The organism is Streptomyces sp. NPDC079167 (assembly GCF_040686735.1).
Lineage (GTDB): Bacteria > Actinomycetota > Actinomycetes > Streptomycetales > Streptomycetaceae > Streptomyces.
Genome location: NZ_JBFBLO010000001.1, coordinates 461,943 through 478,885, shown reverse-complemented (window position 1 = coordinate 478,885; position 16,943 = coordinate 461,943). Strand labels below are relative to the sequence as shown.

15 protein-coding genes are annotated in these 16,943 nt (G+C 72.1%); 13 read left to right on the top strand and 2 right to left on the bottom strand.

Annotated features, from left to right (window positions below; translation table 11 throughout):
- Positions 1-3: 3 nt before the first annotated feature.
- A complete protein-coding gene (locus AB0P41_RS02290; RefSeq protein WP_365929533.1) occupies positions 4-726 on the bottom strand; it encodes an MBL fold metallo-hydrolase in 723 nt (240 codons plus the stop codon).
- A 165-nt stretch (positions 727-891) separates the two neighbouring features.
- On the opposite strand from AB0P41_RS02290, the gene hrcA reads away from it, so the two are divergent.
- From hrcA to AB0P41_RS02250, 8 genes are all read left to right on the top strand, one after another.
- The gene (hrcA, locus tag AB0P41_RS02285; RefSeq protein ID WP_104785565.1) at positions 892-1,908 is read left to right on the top strand and encodes a heat-inducible transcriptional repressor HrcA; all 1,017 of its coding nucleotides are present in this window, start codon (positions 892-894) and stop codon (positions 1,906-1,908) included.
- Entirely contained in the window at positions 1,909-3,048 is a 1,140-nt protein-coding gene (dnaJ, locus tag AB0P41_RS02280; protein ID WP_356707682.1) for a molecular chaperone DnaJ, read from the top strand.
- Between the two features lie 121 nt (positions 3,049-3,169).
- Entirely contained in the window at positions 3,170-4,243 is a 1,074-nt protein-coding gene (locus AB0P41_RS02275) for a nitronate monooxygenase (RefSeq protein ID WP_356707681.1), read from the top strand.
- Positions 4,240-4,986, top strand: a complete 747-nt coding sequence (locus AB0P41_RS02270; RefSeq protein WP_365929531.1) for a 16S rRNA (uracil(1498)-N(3))-methyltransferase — start codon at positions 4,240-4,242, stop codon at positions 4,984-4,986. Before AB0P41_RS02275 ends, AB0P41_RS02270 begins: the two co-directional genes overlap by 4 nt.
- A 182-nt stretch (positions 4,987-5,168) precedes the next feature.
- Complete coding sequence (locus tag AB0P41_RS02265; RefSeq protein WP_356707679.1) at positions 5,169-8,411, top strand: S41 family peptidase; 3,243 nt, start codon at positions 5,169-5,171, stop codon at positions 8,409-8,411.
- Positions 8,412-8,546: 135 nt separating this feature from the next.
- Positions 8,547-8,906: a histidine triad nucleotide-binding protein gene (locus AB0P41_RS02260; protein ID WP_356707678.1), complete on the top strand. Its 360-nt coding sequence runs from the start codon at positions 8,547-8,549 to the stop codon at positions 8,904-8,906.
- A gap of 4 nt (positions 8,907-8,910) precedes the next feature.
- Positions 8,911-9,819, top strand: coding sequence for a ribonuclease Z (locus tag AB0P41_RS02255; RefSeq protein WP_365929529.1), 909 nt, complete (start codon positions 8,911-8,913; stop codon positions 9,817-9,819).
- Between the two features lie 10 nt (positions 9,820-9,829).
- On the top strand, positions 9,830-10,822 hold the full coding sequence (locus AB0P41_RS02250; RefSeq protein ID WP_365929527.1) for an adenosine deaminase: 993 nt from the start codon (positions 9,830-9,832) through the stop codon (positions 10,820-10,822).
- Here the strand turns inward: AB0P41_RS02250 and AB0P41_RS02245 are convergent.
- Entirely contained in the window at positions 10,807-12,144 is a 1,338-nt protein-coding gene (locus AB0P41_RS02245) for an MFS transporter (RefSeq protein ID WP_356707675.1), read from the bottom strand. The genes AB0P41_RS02250 and AB0P41_RS02245 overlap by 16 nt on opposite strands.
- 405 nt (positions 12,145-12,549) lie before the next feature.
- Here AB0P41_RS02245 and AB0P41_RS02240 point away from each other — a divergent pair, with 405 nt between their 5' ends.
- The 5 genes from AB0P41_RS02240 to AB0P41_RS02220 all read left to right on the top strand — a co-directional run bounded on the left by AB0P41_RS02240 (position 12,550) and on the right by AB0P41_RS02220 (position 16,937).
- Positions 12,550-13,647 carry a PfkB family carbohydrate kinase gene (locus AB0P41_RS02240; protein WP_356707674.1) on the top strand — a complete coding sequence of 366 codons (1,098 nt, stop codon included), beginning with the start codon at positions 12,550-12,552 and terminating at the stop codon, positions 13,645-13,647.
- 127 nt (positions 13,648-13,774) lie between these two features.
- The gene (locus AB0P41_RS02235; RefSeq protein ID WP_356707673.1) at positions 13,775-14,797 is read left to right on the top strand and encodes a PhoH family protein; all 1,023 of its coding nucleotides are present in this window, start codon (positions 13,775-13,777) and stop codon (positions 14,795-14,797) included.
- Between the two features lie 12 nt (positions 14,798-14,809).
- The gene (gene ybeY, locus AB0P41_RS02230) at positions 14,810-15,307 is read left to right on the top strand and encodes an rRNA maturation RNase YbeY (protein ID WP_356707672.1); all 498 of its coding nucleotides are present in this window, start codon (positions 14,810-14,812) and stop codon (positions 15,305-15,307) included.
- Positions 15,304-16,587, top strand: a complete 1,284-nt coding sequence (locus AB0P41_RS02225) for a hemolysin family protein (RefSeq protein WP_356707671.1) — start codon at positions 15,304-15,306, stop codon at positions 16,585-16,587. Before ybeY ends, AB0P41_RS02225 begins: the two co-directional genes overlap by 4 nt.
- Complete coding sequence (locus tag AB0P41_RS02220; RefSeq protein ID WP_356707670.1) at positions 16,584-16,937, top strand: MmcQ/YjbR family DNA-binding protein; 354 nt, start codon at positions 16,584-16,586, stop codon at positions 16,935-16,937. The genes AB0P41_RS02225 and AB0P41_RS02220 overlap by 4 nt, the downstream gene beginning before the upstream one ends.
- Positions 16,938-16,943 lie beyond the last annotated feature (6 nt).

The window sequence follows — 16,943 nt, the reverse complement described above, 5'->3', positions numbered from 1 at the left end:
CGTTCACGACACGCCGAACCGGACCGCCAGGTGCTCGCGCTGCGCCCGGACGAACGCCGCGTCCACCACCGCCCCGTGTCCCGGCACGTACAGCGCTTCCTCGCCGCCCAGCTCCAGCAGCCGGTCCAGCGCGGCCGGCCAGTGGGAGGGGACCGCGTCCCGGCCCGCCTGCGGTTCGCCGGACTCCTCGACCAGATCGCCGCAGAGCACCACGACGGGCGAGCCCGGCACCAGCACCGCGAGATCATGGCCGCTGTGGCCGGGCCCCACATTGGCCAGCAGCACCTGGAAGCCGCCGCCGAGATCGAGCGTCCACTCGCCGCTCACCTGGTGCCGCGGGGCCACCAGGGCGTCCGTGGCCGCCGTGGCGTCCGCCTCGCTCATCCCGTGCCGCATCGCGTCGGCGCGCAGCTCATCGGCGCCCCGCCCCAGCAGCTCCGCCGTGCCGACCGCCCCGTAGACCTCCGCCCCGGAGAAGGCGGCGGTGCCCAGCACATGGTCGAAATGCGGATGGCTCAGTGCGATATGTGTCACCCTGCGGCCCAGCAGGCCCTCGGCCTGGGTGCGCAGTCCGGCCCCCTCGCGGAGCGTCGCGCCGGTGTCGTAGAGCAGCGCACCGTCCGGCCCCGCCACCAGCGCGGCGGTCGCGTCCCAGACGGGGAGGCGCCGCCGCCCCGTACTGTTGCCCAACCGCTCCCAGCCGAACTCTTCCCAAGAGACGTCCATACGACGACGCTATCGGCAACGACCTGCGCGGTCCCACGACGGCGTGGCCGGTCGCCCTTGCCCCGGGCCCACCCCGCCCCCGTACACTGACCGGGGGGATTGCTGGCACTCGAATGCACAGAGTGCCAGGCAGACGCCGAAGAACCACAGCTGGAGGTGTGCGCGGTGCTCAGCGAACGCAGACTCGAAGTGCTGCGCGCCATCGTCCAGGACTATGTCGGCACCGAGGAGCCCGTCGGCTCCAAGGCGCTCACGGAGCGGCACAGCCTCGGGGTCTCCCCGGCGACTGTCCGCAACGACATGGCGGTGCTGGAGGACGAGGGCTTCATCGCCCAGCCGCACACGAGTGCGGGACGCATTCCGACGGACAAGGGCTACCGTCTCTTCGTCGACAAGCTCGCGGGCGTCAAGCCCCTGTCGTCGCCGGAGCGCAGGGCCATTCAGAATTTCCTCGACGGCGCGGTCGACCTCGACGACGTCGTGGGCCGCACGGTCCGGCTGCTCGCGCAGCTGACCAGGCAGGTCGCCGTCGTGCAGTACCCCTCGCTGACCCGGTCGACGGTCCGGCACGTGGAACTGCTGTCGCTGGCTCCGGCCCGCCTGATGCTCGTCCTGATCACGGACACGGGCCGGGTCGAACAGCGTATGATCGACTGTCCTGCGCCGTTCGGTGACACCTCACTGGCGGATCTGCGGGCCCGGCTCAACAGCCGGGTCGTCGGACGACGCTTCGCGGACGTCCCGCGGCTGGTGCAGGACCTGCCGGAGTCCTTCGAGACCGAGGACCGGGGAACCGTATCGACGGTCCTCTCCGTCCTCCTGGAGACTCTGGTCGAAGAAACGGAGGAGCGGCTGATCATCGGCGGCACCTCCAATCTCACCCGTTTCGGGCACGACTTCCCTGTGATGATCCGGCCGGTGCTGGAGGCATTGGAGGAGCAGGTCGTGCTGCTGAAGCTGCTCGGTGAGGCAACGGACTCAGGCATGACCGTACGGATCGGGCACGAGAACGCCCACGAGGGCCTCAACTCCACGTCCGTCGTCGCGGTCGGCTACGGTTCGGGCGACGAGGCAGTCGCCAAACTCGGCGTGGTCGGACCGACCCGCATGGACTACCCCGGAACGATGGGAGCGGTACGCGCAGTGGCACGTTACGTCGGACAGATCCTGGCGGATTCGTAAGTGGCCACGGACTACTACGCCGTACTAGGCGTGCGCCGCGACGCATCTCAGGACGAGATCAAGAAGGCATTCCGTCGGCTCGCACGCGAGCTGCACCCGGATGTCAACCCGGATCCGAAGACCCAGGAGCGGTTCAAGGAGATCAACGCCGCTTACGAGGTGCTGTCGGACCCGCAGAAGAAGCAGGTCTACGACCTCGGTGGCGACCCGCTGTCCCAGTCGGGCGGCGGCGGTGGCGCGGGAGGGTTCGGAGCCGGCGGCTTCGGCAACTTCAGCGACATCATGGACGCGTTCTTCGGCAACGCCGCGCAGCGCGGACCCCGTTCGCGGACCCGTCGCGGCCAGGACGCCATGATCCGTCTGGAGATCGACCTCAACGAGGCGGCCTTCGGCACGACCAAGGACATCCAGGTCGACACGGCGGTCGTCTGTACGACCTGCAGTGGCGAGGGCGCCGCACCCGGCACCTCCGCGCAGACCTGTGACATGTGCCGCGGCCGCGGCGAGGTCTCCCAGGTCACGAGGTCCTTCCTCGGCCAGGTCATGACCTCGCGGCCCTGCCCGCAGTGCCAGGGCTTCGGCACGGTCGTGCCGACCCCCTGCCCCGAGTGCGCCGGTGACGGCCGCATCCGCTCGCGGCGCACCCTCACCGTGAAGATCCCCGCCGGTGTCGACAACGGCACCCGGATCCAGCTCGCGGGTGAGGGCGAGGTCGGCCCCGGCGGCGGCCCCGCCGGCGACCTGTACGTCGAGATCCACGAGGTCTCGCACGCCGTGTTCCAGCGGCGCGGCGACGACCTGCACTGCACGGTCACCATCCCGATGACGGCCGCGGCGCTCGGCACCCAGGTGCCGCTGGAGACGCTCGACGGGCTGGAGGAGATCGACATCAGGCCGGGCACCCAGTCCGGCCAGTCGGTCCCGCTGCACGGGCGCGGCATCACGCACCTGCGTGGCGGCGGGCGCGGCGACCTGATCGTGCACGTCGAGGTCCTGACCCCGACGAAGATGGACCCCGAGCAGGAGCGCCTCCTGCGGGAGCTGTCCAAGCTGCGTGGTGAGGAGCGGCCCACCGGCCAGTTCCAGCCCGGGCAGCAGGGGCTCTTCTCCCGTCTGAAGGACGCCTTCAACGGCCGCTGAACCCTGTCACCGCACCGCCCGCCGGTCCCGTACCGGCGGGCGGTGCGGTGCGTGCGGCGGTCCTCCGCCGTGTGAAAGGGGCTGATTCGGCACGATCCGCGGGACGTGGCACGATGCGGGCATGTCCTTGGCGCTGACCGATCTCTGCCGGTACCCGATCGTGCAGGCCCCGATGGCGGGAGGCGTCTCCCGCCCGGAGCTGGCCGCCGCCGTCTCCGAGGCCGGAGGGCTCGGTTTCCTCGCCGCCGGCTACAAGACGGCGGACGGGATGTACAACGAAATCGAGCAGCTCAGGCGGATGACCGGCGGGTCCTTCGGCGTCAACCTCTTCATGCCGCAGCCGCTGGTCGCCGACCCCAGCGCCGTCGAGGTCTACCGCGAGCAGCTCGCCGGTGAGGCCTCCTGGTACGAGACCCCGCTCGGCGACCCGGACTCCAGCGGCGACGACGGTTACGAGGCCAAGATCGCGATCCTGCTGGAGGATCCGGTCCCGGTGGTCTCCTTCACCTTCGGCTGCCCCACCCGCGAGGTCCTCGACGCGTTCGCCGCCGCCGGCACGTTCACCGTCGTCACGGTCACCTCGGCCCAGGAAGCGCGCAACGCCAAGTGGGCGGGCGCCGGCGCGGTCTGCGTGCAGGGCACCGAGGCGGGCGGCCATCAGTCCACGCACCGCGACGACCCGCAGGGCGGACTCGCCGGCACCGGGCTCCTCGCTCTGATCGCCGAGGTCCGCGAGTCCGTGCCGCTGCCGGTCGTCGCCGCCGGCGGGCTGATGCGCGGCTCCCAGATCACGGCCGTCCTGGCGGCCGGAGCCGACGCCGCCCAGCTCGGTACGGCGTTCCTGCCGTGCCCGGAGTCCGGCGCCCACCCGCTGCACAAGCAGGCCCTGACCAACCCGCTGTTCGTGACCACGGCCCTGACCCGGGCCTTCTCCGGCCGCCCCGCGCGTGGACTGGTCAACCGGTTCGTGCGGGAACACGGGCCGTACGCCCCCGCCGCCTACCCGCAGGTGCACCAGCTGACCGGCGGACTGCGCAAGGCCGCGGCGAGGACCGGGGACGCCCAGGGCATGGCCCTGTGGGCGGGCCAGGGACACCGGATGGCACGCGAGCTGCCCGCCGGGGAGCTCGTGGGCCTGCTCGCCGCCGAAACGGAAGCCGCGCGTGCGGCCGTGAGTGTGAGGAGTGCCCGGTGACGGCACCTGTCTTCGTCGTCGAACAGCTGCCCGCCGGGCCGGAGTTCGTCCTGGACGGCCCTGAAGGGCGGCACGCCGTGTCCGTGAAGCGGCTGAACCCGGGGGAGGACGTCGTCCTGACCGACGGGCGGGGCCGGTGGGCGGAAGGCGTCGTACGGGCGGCCGAGGGCAAGGACCGGCTCGTGGTGACCGGCCTCACAAGCGTCCACGAGGAGGACGGGCCCGCGCCCCGCATCACCGTCGTCCAGGCGCTGCCCAAGGGCGACCGCGGCGAGCTCGCCGTGGAGACGATGACCGAGACGGGTGTCGACGCGATCGTGCCCTGGCAGGCCGCGCGCTGCATCACGCAGTGGAAGGGCGACCGCGGCCTCAAGTCCCTCGCCAAGTGGCGCAGCACCGCGCGCGAGGCGGGGAAGCAGTCGCGCCGGGTGCGTTTCCCCGAGGTGGCGGAGGCCATGACGACCAAGCAGGTCGCCGCCCTGCTGGCCGGGGCGGACTTCGCGGGCGTACTGCACGAGGACCGGGACAGCGGCAGCGAGCCGCTGGCCACCGCCGCACTGCCCGCCGGCGGCTCGATCGTCCTGGTCGTGGGCCCGGAGGGCGGGGTGTCGCCCCAGGAGCTGGCTGCCTTCGCCGAGGCGGGGGCGCCCGCCTACCGGCTCGGCCCGAGCGTCCTGCGCACCTCGACCGCGGGGACCGCCGCGGCGGCCCTCCTGATGGGACGCACCGGGCGCTGGTCGTAGCCGAGTACCACCGCGCAGGCCCGACGCACCCGCACCCGCAGCGCGCGGCGATGGCCGGGGGGCGGTGACCGCCGTGGTCACCGAGAACCCCCGCGAGAAGTGAGCGCGCGGGCCCCCCGCCCTACGGCGGACTCCGGCCAACTCCGGTACCGGGAGCGGTGCCGCGGCCTAGGGTGATCCGTGTGACGCAGCCTTCCTACCTCCGGTATCCCCATGTCCAGGGCGACTTGATCGCCTTCACGGCCGAGGACGACGTCTGGCTGGCGCCGCTCGACGGTGGCCGTGCCTGGCGTGTGAGCGCCGACAACCGCCCTGTCAGCCAGCCGCGGATCTCTCCCGACGGCACCCTCGTCGCCTGGACGTCCACCCGGGACGGGGCCCCCGAGGTGCATCTCGCGCCGGCCGACGGCGGCCCCTCCAGGCGGCTGACCCACTGGGGCGACGCGCGCACGTCCGTACGCGGCTGGACCCCCGACGGTGACGTGCTGGCGATCAGCACCCAGGGCCAGGTGTCCCTGCGGCGCAGCTGGGCCCGCGCTGTCCCGGTCGACGGCGGGCCCGCCCGCACCCTGCCGTACGGGCCGGTCGGCTCGCTCGCGTACGGACCCGGCGGGCGGCCCCTGCTGCTCTCGGCCACGATGGGACGCGAGGCCGCCGCCTGGAAGCGCTACCGGGGCGGGACGGCCGGCAAGCTCTGGATCGCCGCGGCCGACCGGCCCACGGACGGCTCCCCCGAGGAGTTCTCCCGCGTCCACGCGGACCTCGACGGCAACCTCGAATGCCCGATGTGGGTCGGTGAGCGCATCGCCTTCCTCAGCGACCACGAGGGCGTCGGCGCGCTGTACTCCTCCCTGCCCGACGGCACGGACCTGCGCCGCCACAGCGGCGTCGACGGCTTCTACGCCCGGCACGCCACGACCGACGGCACCCGGATCAGCTACGCCGGCGCCGGTGAACTCTGGCTCCTGGACGGGCTGGAGAGCGACGGCCCCCGCCGCCTCGACATCCGGCTCGGCGGACAGCGCGCCGACCTGCAGCCTCACCCCGTGGACGCCGGCAGCCATCCGTACAGCGCGTCCCCGGACCGCACCGGCCGCGGCAGCGCGGTCGGGTCCCGCGGCGCCGTCCACTGGGTCACCCACCGGGAGGGCCCGGCCCGCGCGCTCGCCGCCGAACCCGGTGTACGGGCCAGGCTCCCGCACACCTTCCAGGCCGACGGCGGCCAGCACGTCGTCTGGGTCACCGACGCCGAAGGCGACGACGCGCTGGAGTGCGCGCCGGCCACCGGCACCGCCCCCGGCACCGCGCCGCGCCGCCTCGCGGCCGGCCGGATCGGCCGGGTCCTGGATCTGGCCCCCGCCCCCGACGGCAGCCGCTTCGCCGTCGCCGCCCACGACGGGCGGGTGCTGATCGTCGAACGGGAGAGCGGCGAGGTGCACGAGGTGGACCGCAGCGAGGACGGGGACGCGTCCGGACTCGTCTTCTCGCCCGACTCCGCCTGGCTCGCCTGGTCGCACCCCGGCCCCGAGCCGCTCAGCCAGCTCAGACTGGCCCACCTCGCGGACCTGTCGGTCACCGAGGCCACCCCGTTGCGGTTCCGGGACTTCGCCCCCGCCTTCACGACCGACGGGAAGCACCTGGCCTTCCTCTCCGAGCGGGTCTTCGACCCGATCTACGACGCGCACGTCTTCGACATGGCGTTCGCCGGTTCCTGCCGGCCGCACCTGCTGACGCTCGCCGCCACCACGCCCTCCCCGTTCGGGCCGCAGCTCCACGGCCGCCCCGCCGAGAAGGAGAAGGGCGGTGACGGCGAGGACAACCCCACCGCGCTCCCCATCACCCGCGTCGACCTCGACGGTCTCGCCGACCGGATCGTGCCGTTCCCCGTCGAGGCCGCCGGCTACTCCTCGCTCCGGGCCGCAAGGGACGGGCTGCTGTGGCTGCGCCACCCGGTGAACGGAGTGCTCGGTGCCGGCGCCGCCACGCCCGGCGCCCACAGCCCCGGACCGACCCTGGAGCGGTACGACCTGGAGAAGCTGCGCTGCGAGGAACTCGCCTCCGGCATCAGCCGGTTCGCGGTCAGCGGCGACGGCAAGCGGCTGGTCCTGCACAGCCACGGCACTCTGCGGGTCGTCCCCTCCGACAGCCGGGTGCCGGGGGAGTCCGACGACGACGGCGACACCCACGTCACCGTCGATCTCTCCCGTGTCCGCCGCACCCTCGACCCGGCCGCCGAATGGCGCCAGATGTACGACGAGGCCGGCCGCCTCATGCGGGACAACTTCTGGCGCCCCGACATGGGCGGCGTCGACTGGGACGGCGTCCTGGACCGCTACCGGCCGCTGCTGGACCGGGTTGCGACCCACGACGACCTGATGGATCTGCTCTGGGAGGTGCAGGGCGAACTCGGCACCTCCCACGCCTACGTGACGCCGCCCGGTGGCCAGGGCGACGACTCCGCCCGGCAGGGACTGCTCGGCGCCGACCTCTCCCGCGCCGACGACGGGCGCTGGCGCGTCGACCGGATCCTGCCCTCGGAGACCTCCGACCCCGCGGCCTGGTCCCCGCTCGCCGCGCCCGGCGTCGCGGTGCGCCCCGGTGACGTGATCCTGGCGGTCGACGGGCACCCCGTCGACCCCCTCACCGGCCCCGCCCCTCTGCTCGCCGGCGCGGCGGGCAAGCCCGTCGAGCTGACCGTCTCACCGGTCGACGGCGGCGAGCCCCGCCATGTCGTCGTCGTCCCCGTCGCCGACGAGGAGGCACTGCGCTACCACGCGTGGGTCGCCGGCCGGCGTGCGTACGTGCACGAGCGGTCGGCCGGCCGCCTCGGCTACCTCCACGTCCCCGACATGGTCGGCTCGGGGTGGGCGCAGATCCACCGGGACCTGCGCACCGAGGTCGCCCGCGAAGGGCTGGTGGTGGACGTACGGGAGAACCGGGGCGGCCACACCTCGCAGCTGGTCGTCGAGAAACTGGCCCGCCGCATCGTCGGCTGGGACCTGCCACGCGGCATGCGGCCCTCCAGCTACCCCGGTGACGCGCCGCGCGGACCGGTCGTGGCCGTGGCGAACGAGTTCTCCGGCTCGGACGGCGACATCGTGAACGCGGCCATCAAGGCACTCGGCATCGGCCCGGTGGTGGGCACGCGCACCTGGGGCGGTGTCGTGGGCATCGACAGCCGCTACCGCCTGGTCGACGGCACGCTCGTCACCCAGCCGAAGTACGCCTTCTGGCTGGAGGGGTACGGCTGGGGCGTCGAGAACCACGGCGTCGACCCGGACGTCGAGGTCGTGACGGCCCCGCAGGACCACGCGGCGGGGCGGGACCCGCAGCTGGACGAAGCGATCCGGATCGCCCTGGAGTCGCTGACGCGGACGCCGGCGAAGACGGCCCCGCTACTGCCCTCCGCGGACGGGGCGCAGTAGCACGGCGCGGGCGGTGGCGCGGGCGGACCCGCGCCACCGCCCCCCGATCGCCCTGGGCCACGAGTCGGCCGTCTTCCACCGCGCGGCGCCCGCTAGGCTGCCCGTAACCGATCACCACGACTCAGGAGCGACCCCATGGCGGGAGAGCCGCAGACCGACTGTCTGTTCTGCAAGATCGTCACGGGTGACATCCCGGCCACCATCGTCCGTGAGAGCGCGACGACCGTCGCCTTCCGCGACATAAACCCCCAGGCCCCGACCCACGTCCTGGTCATCCCCAAGGCGCACTACCCGGACGCCGCCTCGCTCGCCGCCGCCGACCCGCAGGCCGCCGCCGACGTGCTGCGCGAGGCGGGGCTGGTCGCCGCCGACGAGAAGCTCACCGACACCGGCTACCGCATCGTGCTCAACACCGGTGCCGGAGCCGGGCAGACCGTCTTCCACGCACACGCCCACGTCCTGGGCGGTCGCGGGATGCAGTGGCCCCCCGGCTGACATCGTGTCCGTACGAGAACTCGTGATCCTCGGCACCGCCAGCCAGGTGCCGACCCGTCACCGCAACCACAACGGCTATCTGCTGCGCTGGGACGGTCAGGGCATCCTCTTCGACCCCGGAGAGGGCACCCAGCGCCAGATGCTGCGGGCGGGCGTCGCCGCTCATGACATCGACCGGATCTGCGTCACGCACTTCCACGGCGACCACTCGCTGGGCCTGGCCGGCGTGATCCAGCGGATCAACCTCGACCAGGTCCCGCACCCCGTCACCGCCCACTTCCCGGCGAGCGGCCAGCGCTTCTTCGACCGGCTGCGGTACGCAACCGCCTACCGCGAGTCCGTCGAGCTGACCGAGGTCCCGGTCGCAGCCGACGGCGTCCTCGCCACCACCGACGCGTACACCCTGGACAGCCGCCGGCTCTCGCACCCCGTGGAGTCCTACGGCTACCGCCTCACCGAGCCCGACCGGCTGCGCATGCTGCCCGCGAAGCTGGCCGAGCACGGCATCGGCGGGCCCGACGTCGGACGGATCCAGCGCGACGGGGTGCTGCGCGGCATCCCGCTGGAGGAAGTCTCAGAGCCCCGCCGCGGACAGCGGTTCGCGTTCGTCATGGACACCAGGCTCTGTGACGGCGCGTTCGCCCTCGCCGAGGGATGCGACATGCTGGTCATCGAGTCGACTTTCCTCGACGAGGACAGCGGGCTCGCCGCCGACCACGGTCACCTCACGGCCGGCCAGGCGGCCCGGGTGGCGAAGGAGTCGGACGTACGGCACCTCGTGCTGACGCACTTCTCCCAGCGCTACACCGACCCCGACGTCTTCGAGCGCCAGGCCAGGGCAGCCGGCTTCGAAGGTGAACTGACCATCGCCCAGGACCTGATCAGGGTCCCGGTACCCACCCGCCACACGTAACGAGAACCCCGTGCACCTCCCCAAGGCCGAACTCCACCTCCACATCGAAGGCACCCTCGAACCCGAGCTGGCCTTCGCGCTCGCCGCCCGCAACGGCGTGCACCTGCCCTACGCGGACACCGAAGAGCTGCGCAAGGCGTATCTCTTCGAGGACCTCCAGAGCTTCCTCGACCTCTACTACGCCCTCATGGCGGTGCTGCGCACCGAGGACGACTTCGCCGAACTGGCCGACGCCTACCTCGCCCGCGCCGCCGCCCAGGGCGTCCGGCACGCGGAGATCTTCTTCGACCCGCAGGCCCACACCGACCGGGGCGTCCCGATCGGTACCGTGATCGAGGGTCTCGGCAGGGCGCTGGACCGCAGCGTGGAGACGCACGGCGTCTCCACCCAGCTGATCATGTGCTTCCTGCGCGACAAGTCGGCCGAGTCCGCGCTGGAGACCCTGGAAGCCGCGAAGCCGTACCTGCACCGCATCAGCGCCGTGGGCCTGGACTCGGCGGAGGTCGGGCACCCGCCCGCGAAGTTCCGCGAGGTGTACGCGGCCGCCACGGCCCTCGGCCTGCGCAAGGTCGCCCACGCCGGCGAGGAGGGCCCGCCGGAGTACATCCGGGAGGCCCTCGACGTCCTCGGCGTCGAGCGGATCGACCACGGCCTGCGCTGCATGGAGGACCGGGAGCTGGTGGACCGGCTGGTGTCCGAGCGGATCCCGCTGACCCTCTGCCCGCTCTCCAACGTGCGGCTGCGCGCCATCGACGTCCTGGAGGAGCACCCGCTGCGGTCCATGATGGACGCCGGCCTGCTCTGCACGGTGAACTCCGACGACCCCGCCTACTTCGGCGGATACGTCGGGGACACCTTCCACGCCGTGCACGAGGCGCTCGGCCTGGACCACGAGCAGCTGCGCACCCTGGCCCGTAACTCCTTCGAGGCGGCCTTCCTCGACCACGACGAGGAGCGCAGGGCGCGCTATCTCTCCGAGGTCGAGGCCTACACGTTCGACTGACCGGAACCGCCGTCCGGTCCGGCCGCCCGGATCGCGCTCCGCACCAGCCGCCTGCGCCGCAGCGCTGGCACGCTGATCTCCGCGACCTCCTGCTCCGGCGCGCCCAGTCTGGGCACCGCGCCGGAGAGGCTGTTGGTCGTGGCTGCCAGGAGCGCGGCCGGGGCGCCGCCCCTGCGCCGGACGGAGCCGGGAACCAGGGGCCGGCCTCCGGTGTGCAGCGCCACCGCGGTGACGGGGGCCGCGACCAGGAGCGTGGCGGCCCCCAGGATCAGGCCCATGACCGCGTAGCCCGCCTGCTCGGAGAGCACGCTGCCGAGGAGGGGCCCGCAGGCCGTGCCGACGGACGCCGCCGACCCCGCGAGGACCGCCCAGCGGCCGCGTACGTCCAGCGACGCGGCCAGTCCGATCAGATACGACAGGACCACCGGGTAGAAGGTGTTCCACGCGATCTCACCGGTCGCGAACGAACCCAGGTCCTCGGCCGACGAGCTGAGCACGATGCTCCCCGCGATGATCATCGTCCCGAGGCCGATCGGCACCGCCCGCCCGAGCCTGGCTCCCAGCACGCCCGCGCCCATCACGCCGAGGAGCCCCGCTCCCAGCGCGGCGGCGAACACGGCGCCGATGGTCACCTCGGAGAGTCCGACCTGGACGGCGCCGATGCGGCTGCTCACGCCCCACAGGGCGTTCTGCGCCATGGACCAGACGAGCATCCCGCCCGCCAGCACCAGGCCCGACCGCCGGTGCGGCAGCCTTCCCTGCACCGACGACATGCCGCCGGCCTGGGCGGGGCCGCCCAGCCGGGAGGTCGCGGGCCAGACGAGCAGCGCGACCAGCGCGATGGAGGCGAACGGCAGCCGGTGGCCGCCGCCCAGGTGAGGGATGGTCAGGTAGAGGGCCCCCGCCGTGGCCGAGACGCTGAGCAGCCCGAGCGAGGAGGTCCGGTGGGGATCGCTCTGCGCCGCGATGCCGGACGCAGCGACGGCGGTCGCCGTGCCCGATCCGAGACCGCCGACCACGACACCCGCGATCACCAGCGGCATGGAGGTGGTCAGCGCCGCGCAGCCGTAACCGAGTATCGCCAGCAGCAGTCCGGCGCGCGCCGGGCGGCACGACCCGGCTCTCTCGACGCGCCCCGCCAGCGCGAAGCCGGCCGATGCCGAGCTGAGCAGGAGGGCACTGCCGACGAGGCCGGCCTGGGCGGAGCTCAGGCCCAGACAGGTGCTGAGGCGGCCGACGATGGTGGGGAGCAGATAGGCGGCGAGGTAACCGGCGGTGAACACGGCGACCAGGGGCCACGCGGCGCGAGGGCGCGAGGACATGGGCGTTCCTGAGGACATGCCTGAGCAGGCGGAAGAAGGCAGGGGAGGGTGGAGCGGGGCAAGGCAGGGGAGGGCAAGGCAGGGGTGAAGCAGGGGAGGGTGGTGCGAGGCAGGGCAGGGGAGGGTGGAGCGGGAGAACGCGAGAGAAGCGGCACTCTCGTCAACGGTCCCGAACGGTGCTCGCGGGGCAATTTGTATCAAGCGTGCCCAGGCGACGGAAAGTCGGCTCGATGTGATCTGGGTCACAGTCAGGTTTATGCGTGACAGGGCCGGGTAGCTGCGCATGTTTATGCAGGTGGGAGTGAGTCTGCGCGGTACGGCGCGGACCCTGCGGATGCGGCGGCCGATCCGGCACACTGGCCGCATCCCGCACTGTTCAGATCTGCCGAGGCCGGGGAGCGCACGGTGAGCACAGCTGATCCAGGCATCGACCCGCTGGTCGGGCTGCGAGCCCCGCAGGACCCGGCCTGCGATGTCTTCCTGACCGGCACGGTCTTCCTCGACATCATCTTCACCGGCCTGGACAGCGCTCCGGTGCGCGGGACGGAGTCCTGGGCACGGGGCATGGGTTCCAGCCCAGGAGGCGTCGCCAACATGGCCACCGCCCTCGCCCGGCTCGGCCTGCACACCTCACTGGCCGCCGCGTTCGGCGACGACCACTACGGCGAGTACTGCTGGGACGCCCTCGAGCAGGGCGAGGGCATCGACCTGGCCATGTCGCACACGGTCCCCGGCTGGCACTCGCCCGTCACCGTCTCCATGGCGTACGAGGGCGAGCGCACGATGGTCTCGCACGGTCACGAGGCACCGGCCCCCGCCGTGACCCCCGGCCGTACGTTCCCGCACTGCCCGCCCCGCGCCCGTGCCGCCGTCGCCTCGCTGACCCCCGGCCGCAGCGAGCCCTGGGTGGCCGGGGCCGCCCGGAACGGAGCGATGGTCTTCGCCGACGTCGGCTGGGACGAGACCGGCCGCTGGGACCTGGACGCCCTGCCCGACCTCGGGCACTGCCTGGCCTTCCTCCCGAACGCCGAGGAGGCCATGCGCTACACGCGTACGGACTGCCCGCGCGCCGCCGCCCACGCCCTGGCCGAGCGGGTCCCCCTGGCCGTGGTCACCCTGGGTGCGGAGGGCGCCTACGCGGTGGACCGGCAGAGCGGCACGGCCGCCGAGGTGCCCGCCATCGCGGTGGAGGCCCTCGATCCCACCGGCGCGGGCGACGTCTTCGTGGCCGGTTTCGTCACCGGAACACTGGCCGGCTGGCCGCTCGCCGACCGCCTCGCCTTCGCGGGACTGACGGCCGCGCTGTCCGTGCAGGAGTTCGGTGGATCACTGTCCGCACCCGGATGGGCGGAGATCGCCGGCTGGTGGCAGCAGGTACGCACCTGTGACGGCCAGGACCCGGCGGCGCTGGAGCGCTACGCCTTCCTGGACGAGCTGCTGCCCGCCTCCAGCAGGGCGTGGCCCCTGCGCCGCGCCGTCCCGACCATCGGCTTCCGCCGGTGAAGCCCTGATGATCACCGGGTAAAACCTCTCGGTGTTGTCGGCGGGGAGTCGTACGCTGGTACTCCAGAGGCGGTCGAGCCGCGACCGCCCTGCAACGGGAGGTATGCGCAGGCCCGAGGGCCGGCCCATGACTCAGTCACCGACACAGCCGCAGGCGCGCGCCCAGATCAGCATCCCGGCCGCACACCCCATGGTGATGCTCCTGGGGTCGGGCGACTCGCTGTTGCGCGTCATCGAAACGGCGTTCCCGGCCGTCGACATCCATGTCCGGGGCAATGAGATAAGCGCGACTGGAAGCGCGGCGGACGTCGCCCTCATCCAGCGCCTGTTCGACGAGATGGTGCTGGTGCTCCGCACCGGGCTGCCGATGACGGAGGATGCTGTGGAACGCTCGATCGCCATGCTCAGGGCGAGCGGGAACGGCACCGGGGACGGCGAGGAGACCCCCGCGGAGGTGCTCACCCAGAACATCCTCTCCAGCCGGGGCCGCACCATCCGCCCCAAGACGCTCAACCAGAAGCGTTACGTCGACGCGATCGACAAGCACACCATCGTCTTCGGCATCGGCCCCGCGGGCACCGGCAAGACCTATCTCGCCATGGCCAAGGCGGTTCAGGCCCTGCAGTCCAAGCAGGTCAGCCGGATCATCCTCACCAGGCCCGCCGTCGAGGCGGGGGAGCGGCTCGGCTTTCTGCCCGGCACGCTCTTCGACAAGATCGACCCGTATCTGCGCCCGCTCTACGACGCCCTGCACGACATGCTCGACCCCGACTCGATCCCCCGGCTGATGGCCGCGGGCACGATCGAGGTCGCGCCGCTGGCCTACATGCGCGGCAGGACCCTGAATGACGCCTTCATCATTCTGGACGAGGCGCAGAACACCAGCGCCGAGCAGATGAAGATGTTCCTCACCCGCCTCGGCTTCGACTCGAAGATCGTCGTCACCGGTGACGTCACCCAGGTGGACCTTCCGACCGGCACCAAGAGCGGTCTGCGCCAGGTCCAGGAGATCCTCCAGGACGTGGACGACGTGCACTTCTCCCGGCTCACCTCCCAGGATGTCGTCCGGCACAAGCTCGTCGGCCGTATCGTCGACGCGTACGAGAAGTACGACAACACAGAGGGCCCCAAGGGCCGCAACGGGAAGTAGTCGCAGCGCACCATGTCGATCGACGTCAACAACGAGTCCGGAACCGAGGTCGACGAGCAGGCGATCCTCGACATCGCCCGCTACGCCCTCGCCCGGATGCGGATCCACCCGCTGTCCGAACTCTCGGTGATCGTGGTGGACACCGCCGCCATGGAGCAACTCCACATCCAGTGGATGGACCTCCCCGGCCCGACGGACGTCATGTCCTTCCCGATGGACGAGCTCCGTCCACCGGCCAAGGACGACGCGGAGCCCCCGCAGGGGCTCCTCGGTGACATCGTGCTCTGCCCCGAGGTCGCGAAGAAGCAGGGCGAGGACGCCGAGACGCAGCACTCTATGGACGAGGAGCTCCAGCTCCTCACCGTCCACGGGGTGCTGCACCTCCTCGGTTACGACCACGAGGAGCCGGACGAGAAGGCCGAGATGTTCGGCCTCCAGGCGGCGATCGTCGACGGCTGGCGCGGCGAGCGCGGCCTGACCGGCCCGTCCCCCGCCCCCACCGTCTCGTGAGCGTGCCCCTCATCTCCGGCGCCGTCCTGCTGGTCGTCGTCGGCTGGCTCGCGGCCTGCGCCGAGGCCGGCATCGCGCGCACGTCGAGCTTCCGTGCGGCGGAGGCCGTCCGGGCAGGACGCCGGGGCAGTGCCAAGCTGGAGCAGGTCGCAGCCGACCCCACCCGCTATCTCAACGTGGCCCTGCTCGTGCGGGTCGCGTGCGAGATGTCGGCCGGAGTGCTCGTCACGTACGCCTGCCTCAAGGAGTTTCCGGAGACCTGGGAGGCGCTCGCCGTCGCCATGGGCGTCATGGTCCTCGTCAGCTATGTCGCCATCGGGGTCTCGCCGCGCACCATCGGCCGCCAGCACCCGCTGAACACGGCCACGGCCGCGGCGTACGCCCTGCTGCCGCTGGCCAGGATCATGGGCCCGGTCCCGCAGCTGCTGATCCTCCTGGGCAACGCGCTGACCCCGGGCAAGGGCTTCCGCAAGGGTCCCTTCGCCAGTGAGGCCGAACTGCGCGCCATGGTCGACCTCGCCGAGCAGGAGTCGCTCATCGAGGACGAGGAGCGCCGCATGGTGCACTCCGTCTTCGAGCTCGGCGACACCCTCGTGCGCGAGGTCATGGTGCCCCGCACGGACCTGGTCTGCATCGAGCGGTACAAGACGGTCCGTCAGGCACTGACCCTCGCGCTGCGTTCCGGCTTCTCGCGGATCCCGGTCACCGGGGAGAACGAGGACGACATCGTCGGGATCGTCTACCTCAAGGACCTGGTCCGCAAGACGCACATCAACCGGGACGCGGAGGCGGACCTGGTCTCCACGGCGATGCGCCCCGCCGCGTTCGTCCCCGACACGAAGAACGCCGGTGACCTGCTGCGCGAGATGCAGCAGGAACGCAGCCACGTCGCCGTCGTCATCGACGAGTACGGCGGCACGGCCGGCATCGTCACCATCGAGGACATCCTCGAGGAGATCGTCGGCGAGATCACCGACGAGTACGACCGCGAACTCCCGCCGGTCCAGGAGCTGGAGAACGGCTGCTTCCGGGTGACCGCCCGGCTCGACATCGGCGACCTCGGGGAGCTGTTCGGCCTCGACGCGTACGACGACGAGGACGTGGAGACCGTCGGCGGACTGCTGGCGAAGGCGCTCGGACGGGTCCCGATCTCCGGAGCCTCCTCGATCGTCGACCTTCCCGACGGGCGCAAGCTCCGCCTCACCGCGGAGTCCCCGGCGGGCCGCAGGAACAAGATCGTCACGGTGCTGGTGGAACCGGAGGGAACACAAACGCCATGACTCCCCAGGAGCTGCGCACGTTCTGCCTGGAGTTCAACGCGAGCGCGGAGGAGTTCCCCTTCGGGCCGGAGACCTCGGTCTTCAAGGTCCTGGGCAAGATGTTCGCCCTGAGCGCGCTGGACGGACGGCCTCTGCAGGTCAGCCTCAAGTGCGACCCCGACGAGGCGCTGCGGCTCCGCAAGGAGCACGCAGCGATCGTCCCCGGCTGGCACCTGAACAAGCGGCACTGGAACACCGTGACGGTCTCCGAGCTCCCGGACAGGATGGTCCGGGAGCTCGTGGAGGACAGTTACGACCTGGTGGTGGCCGGACTCCCCAAGGCGGAACGGCTGCGCCTGGACCGGCCGTAGGGGCGG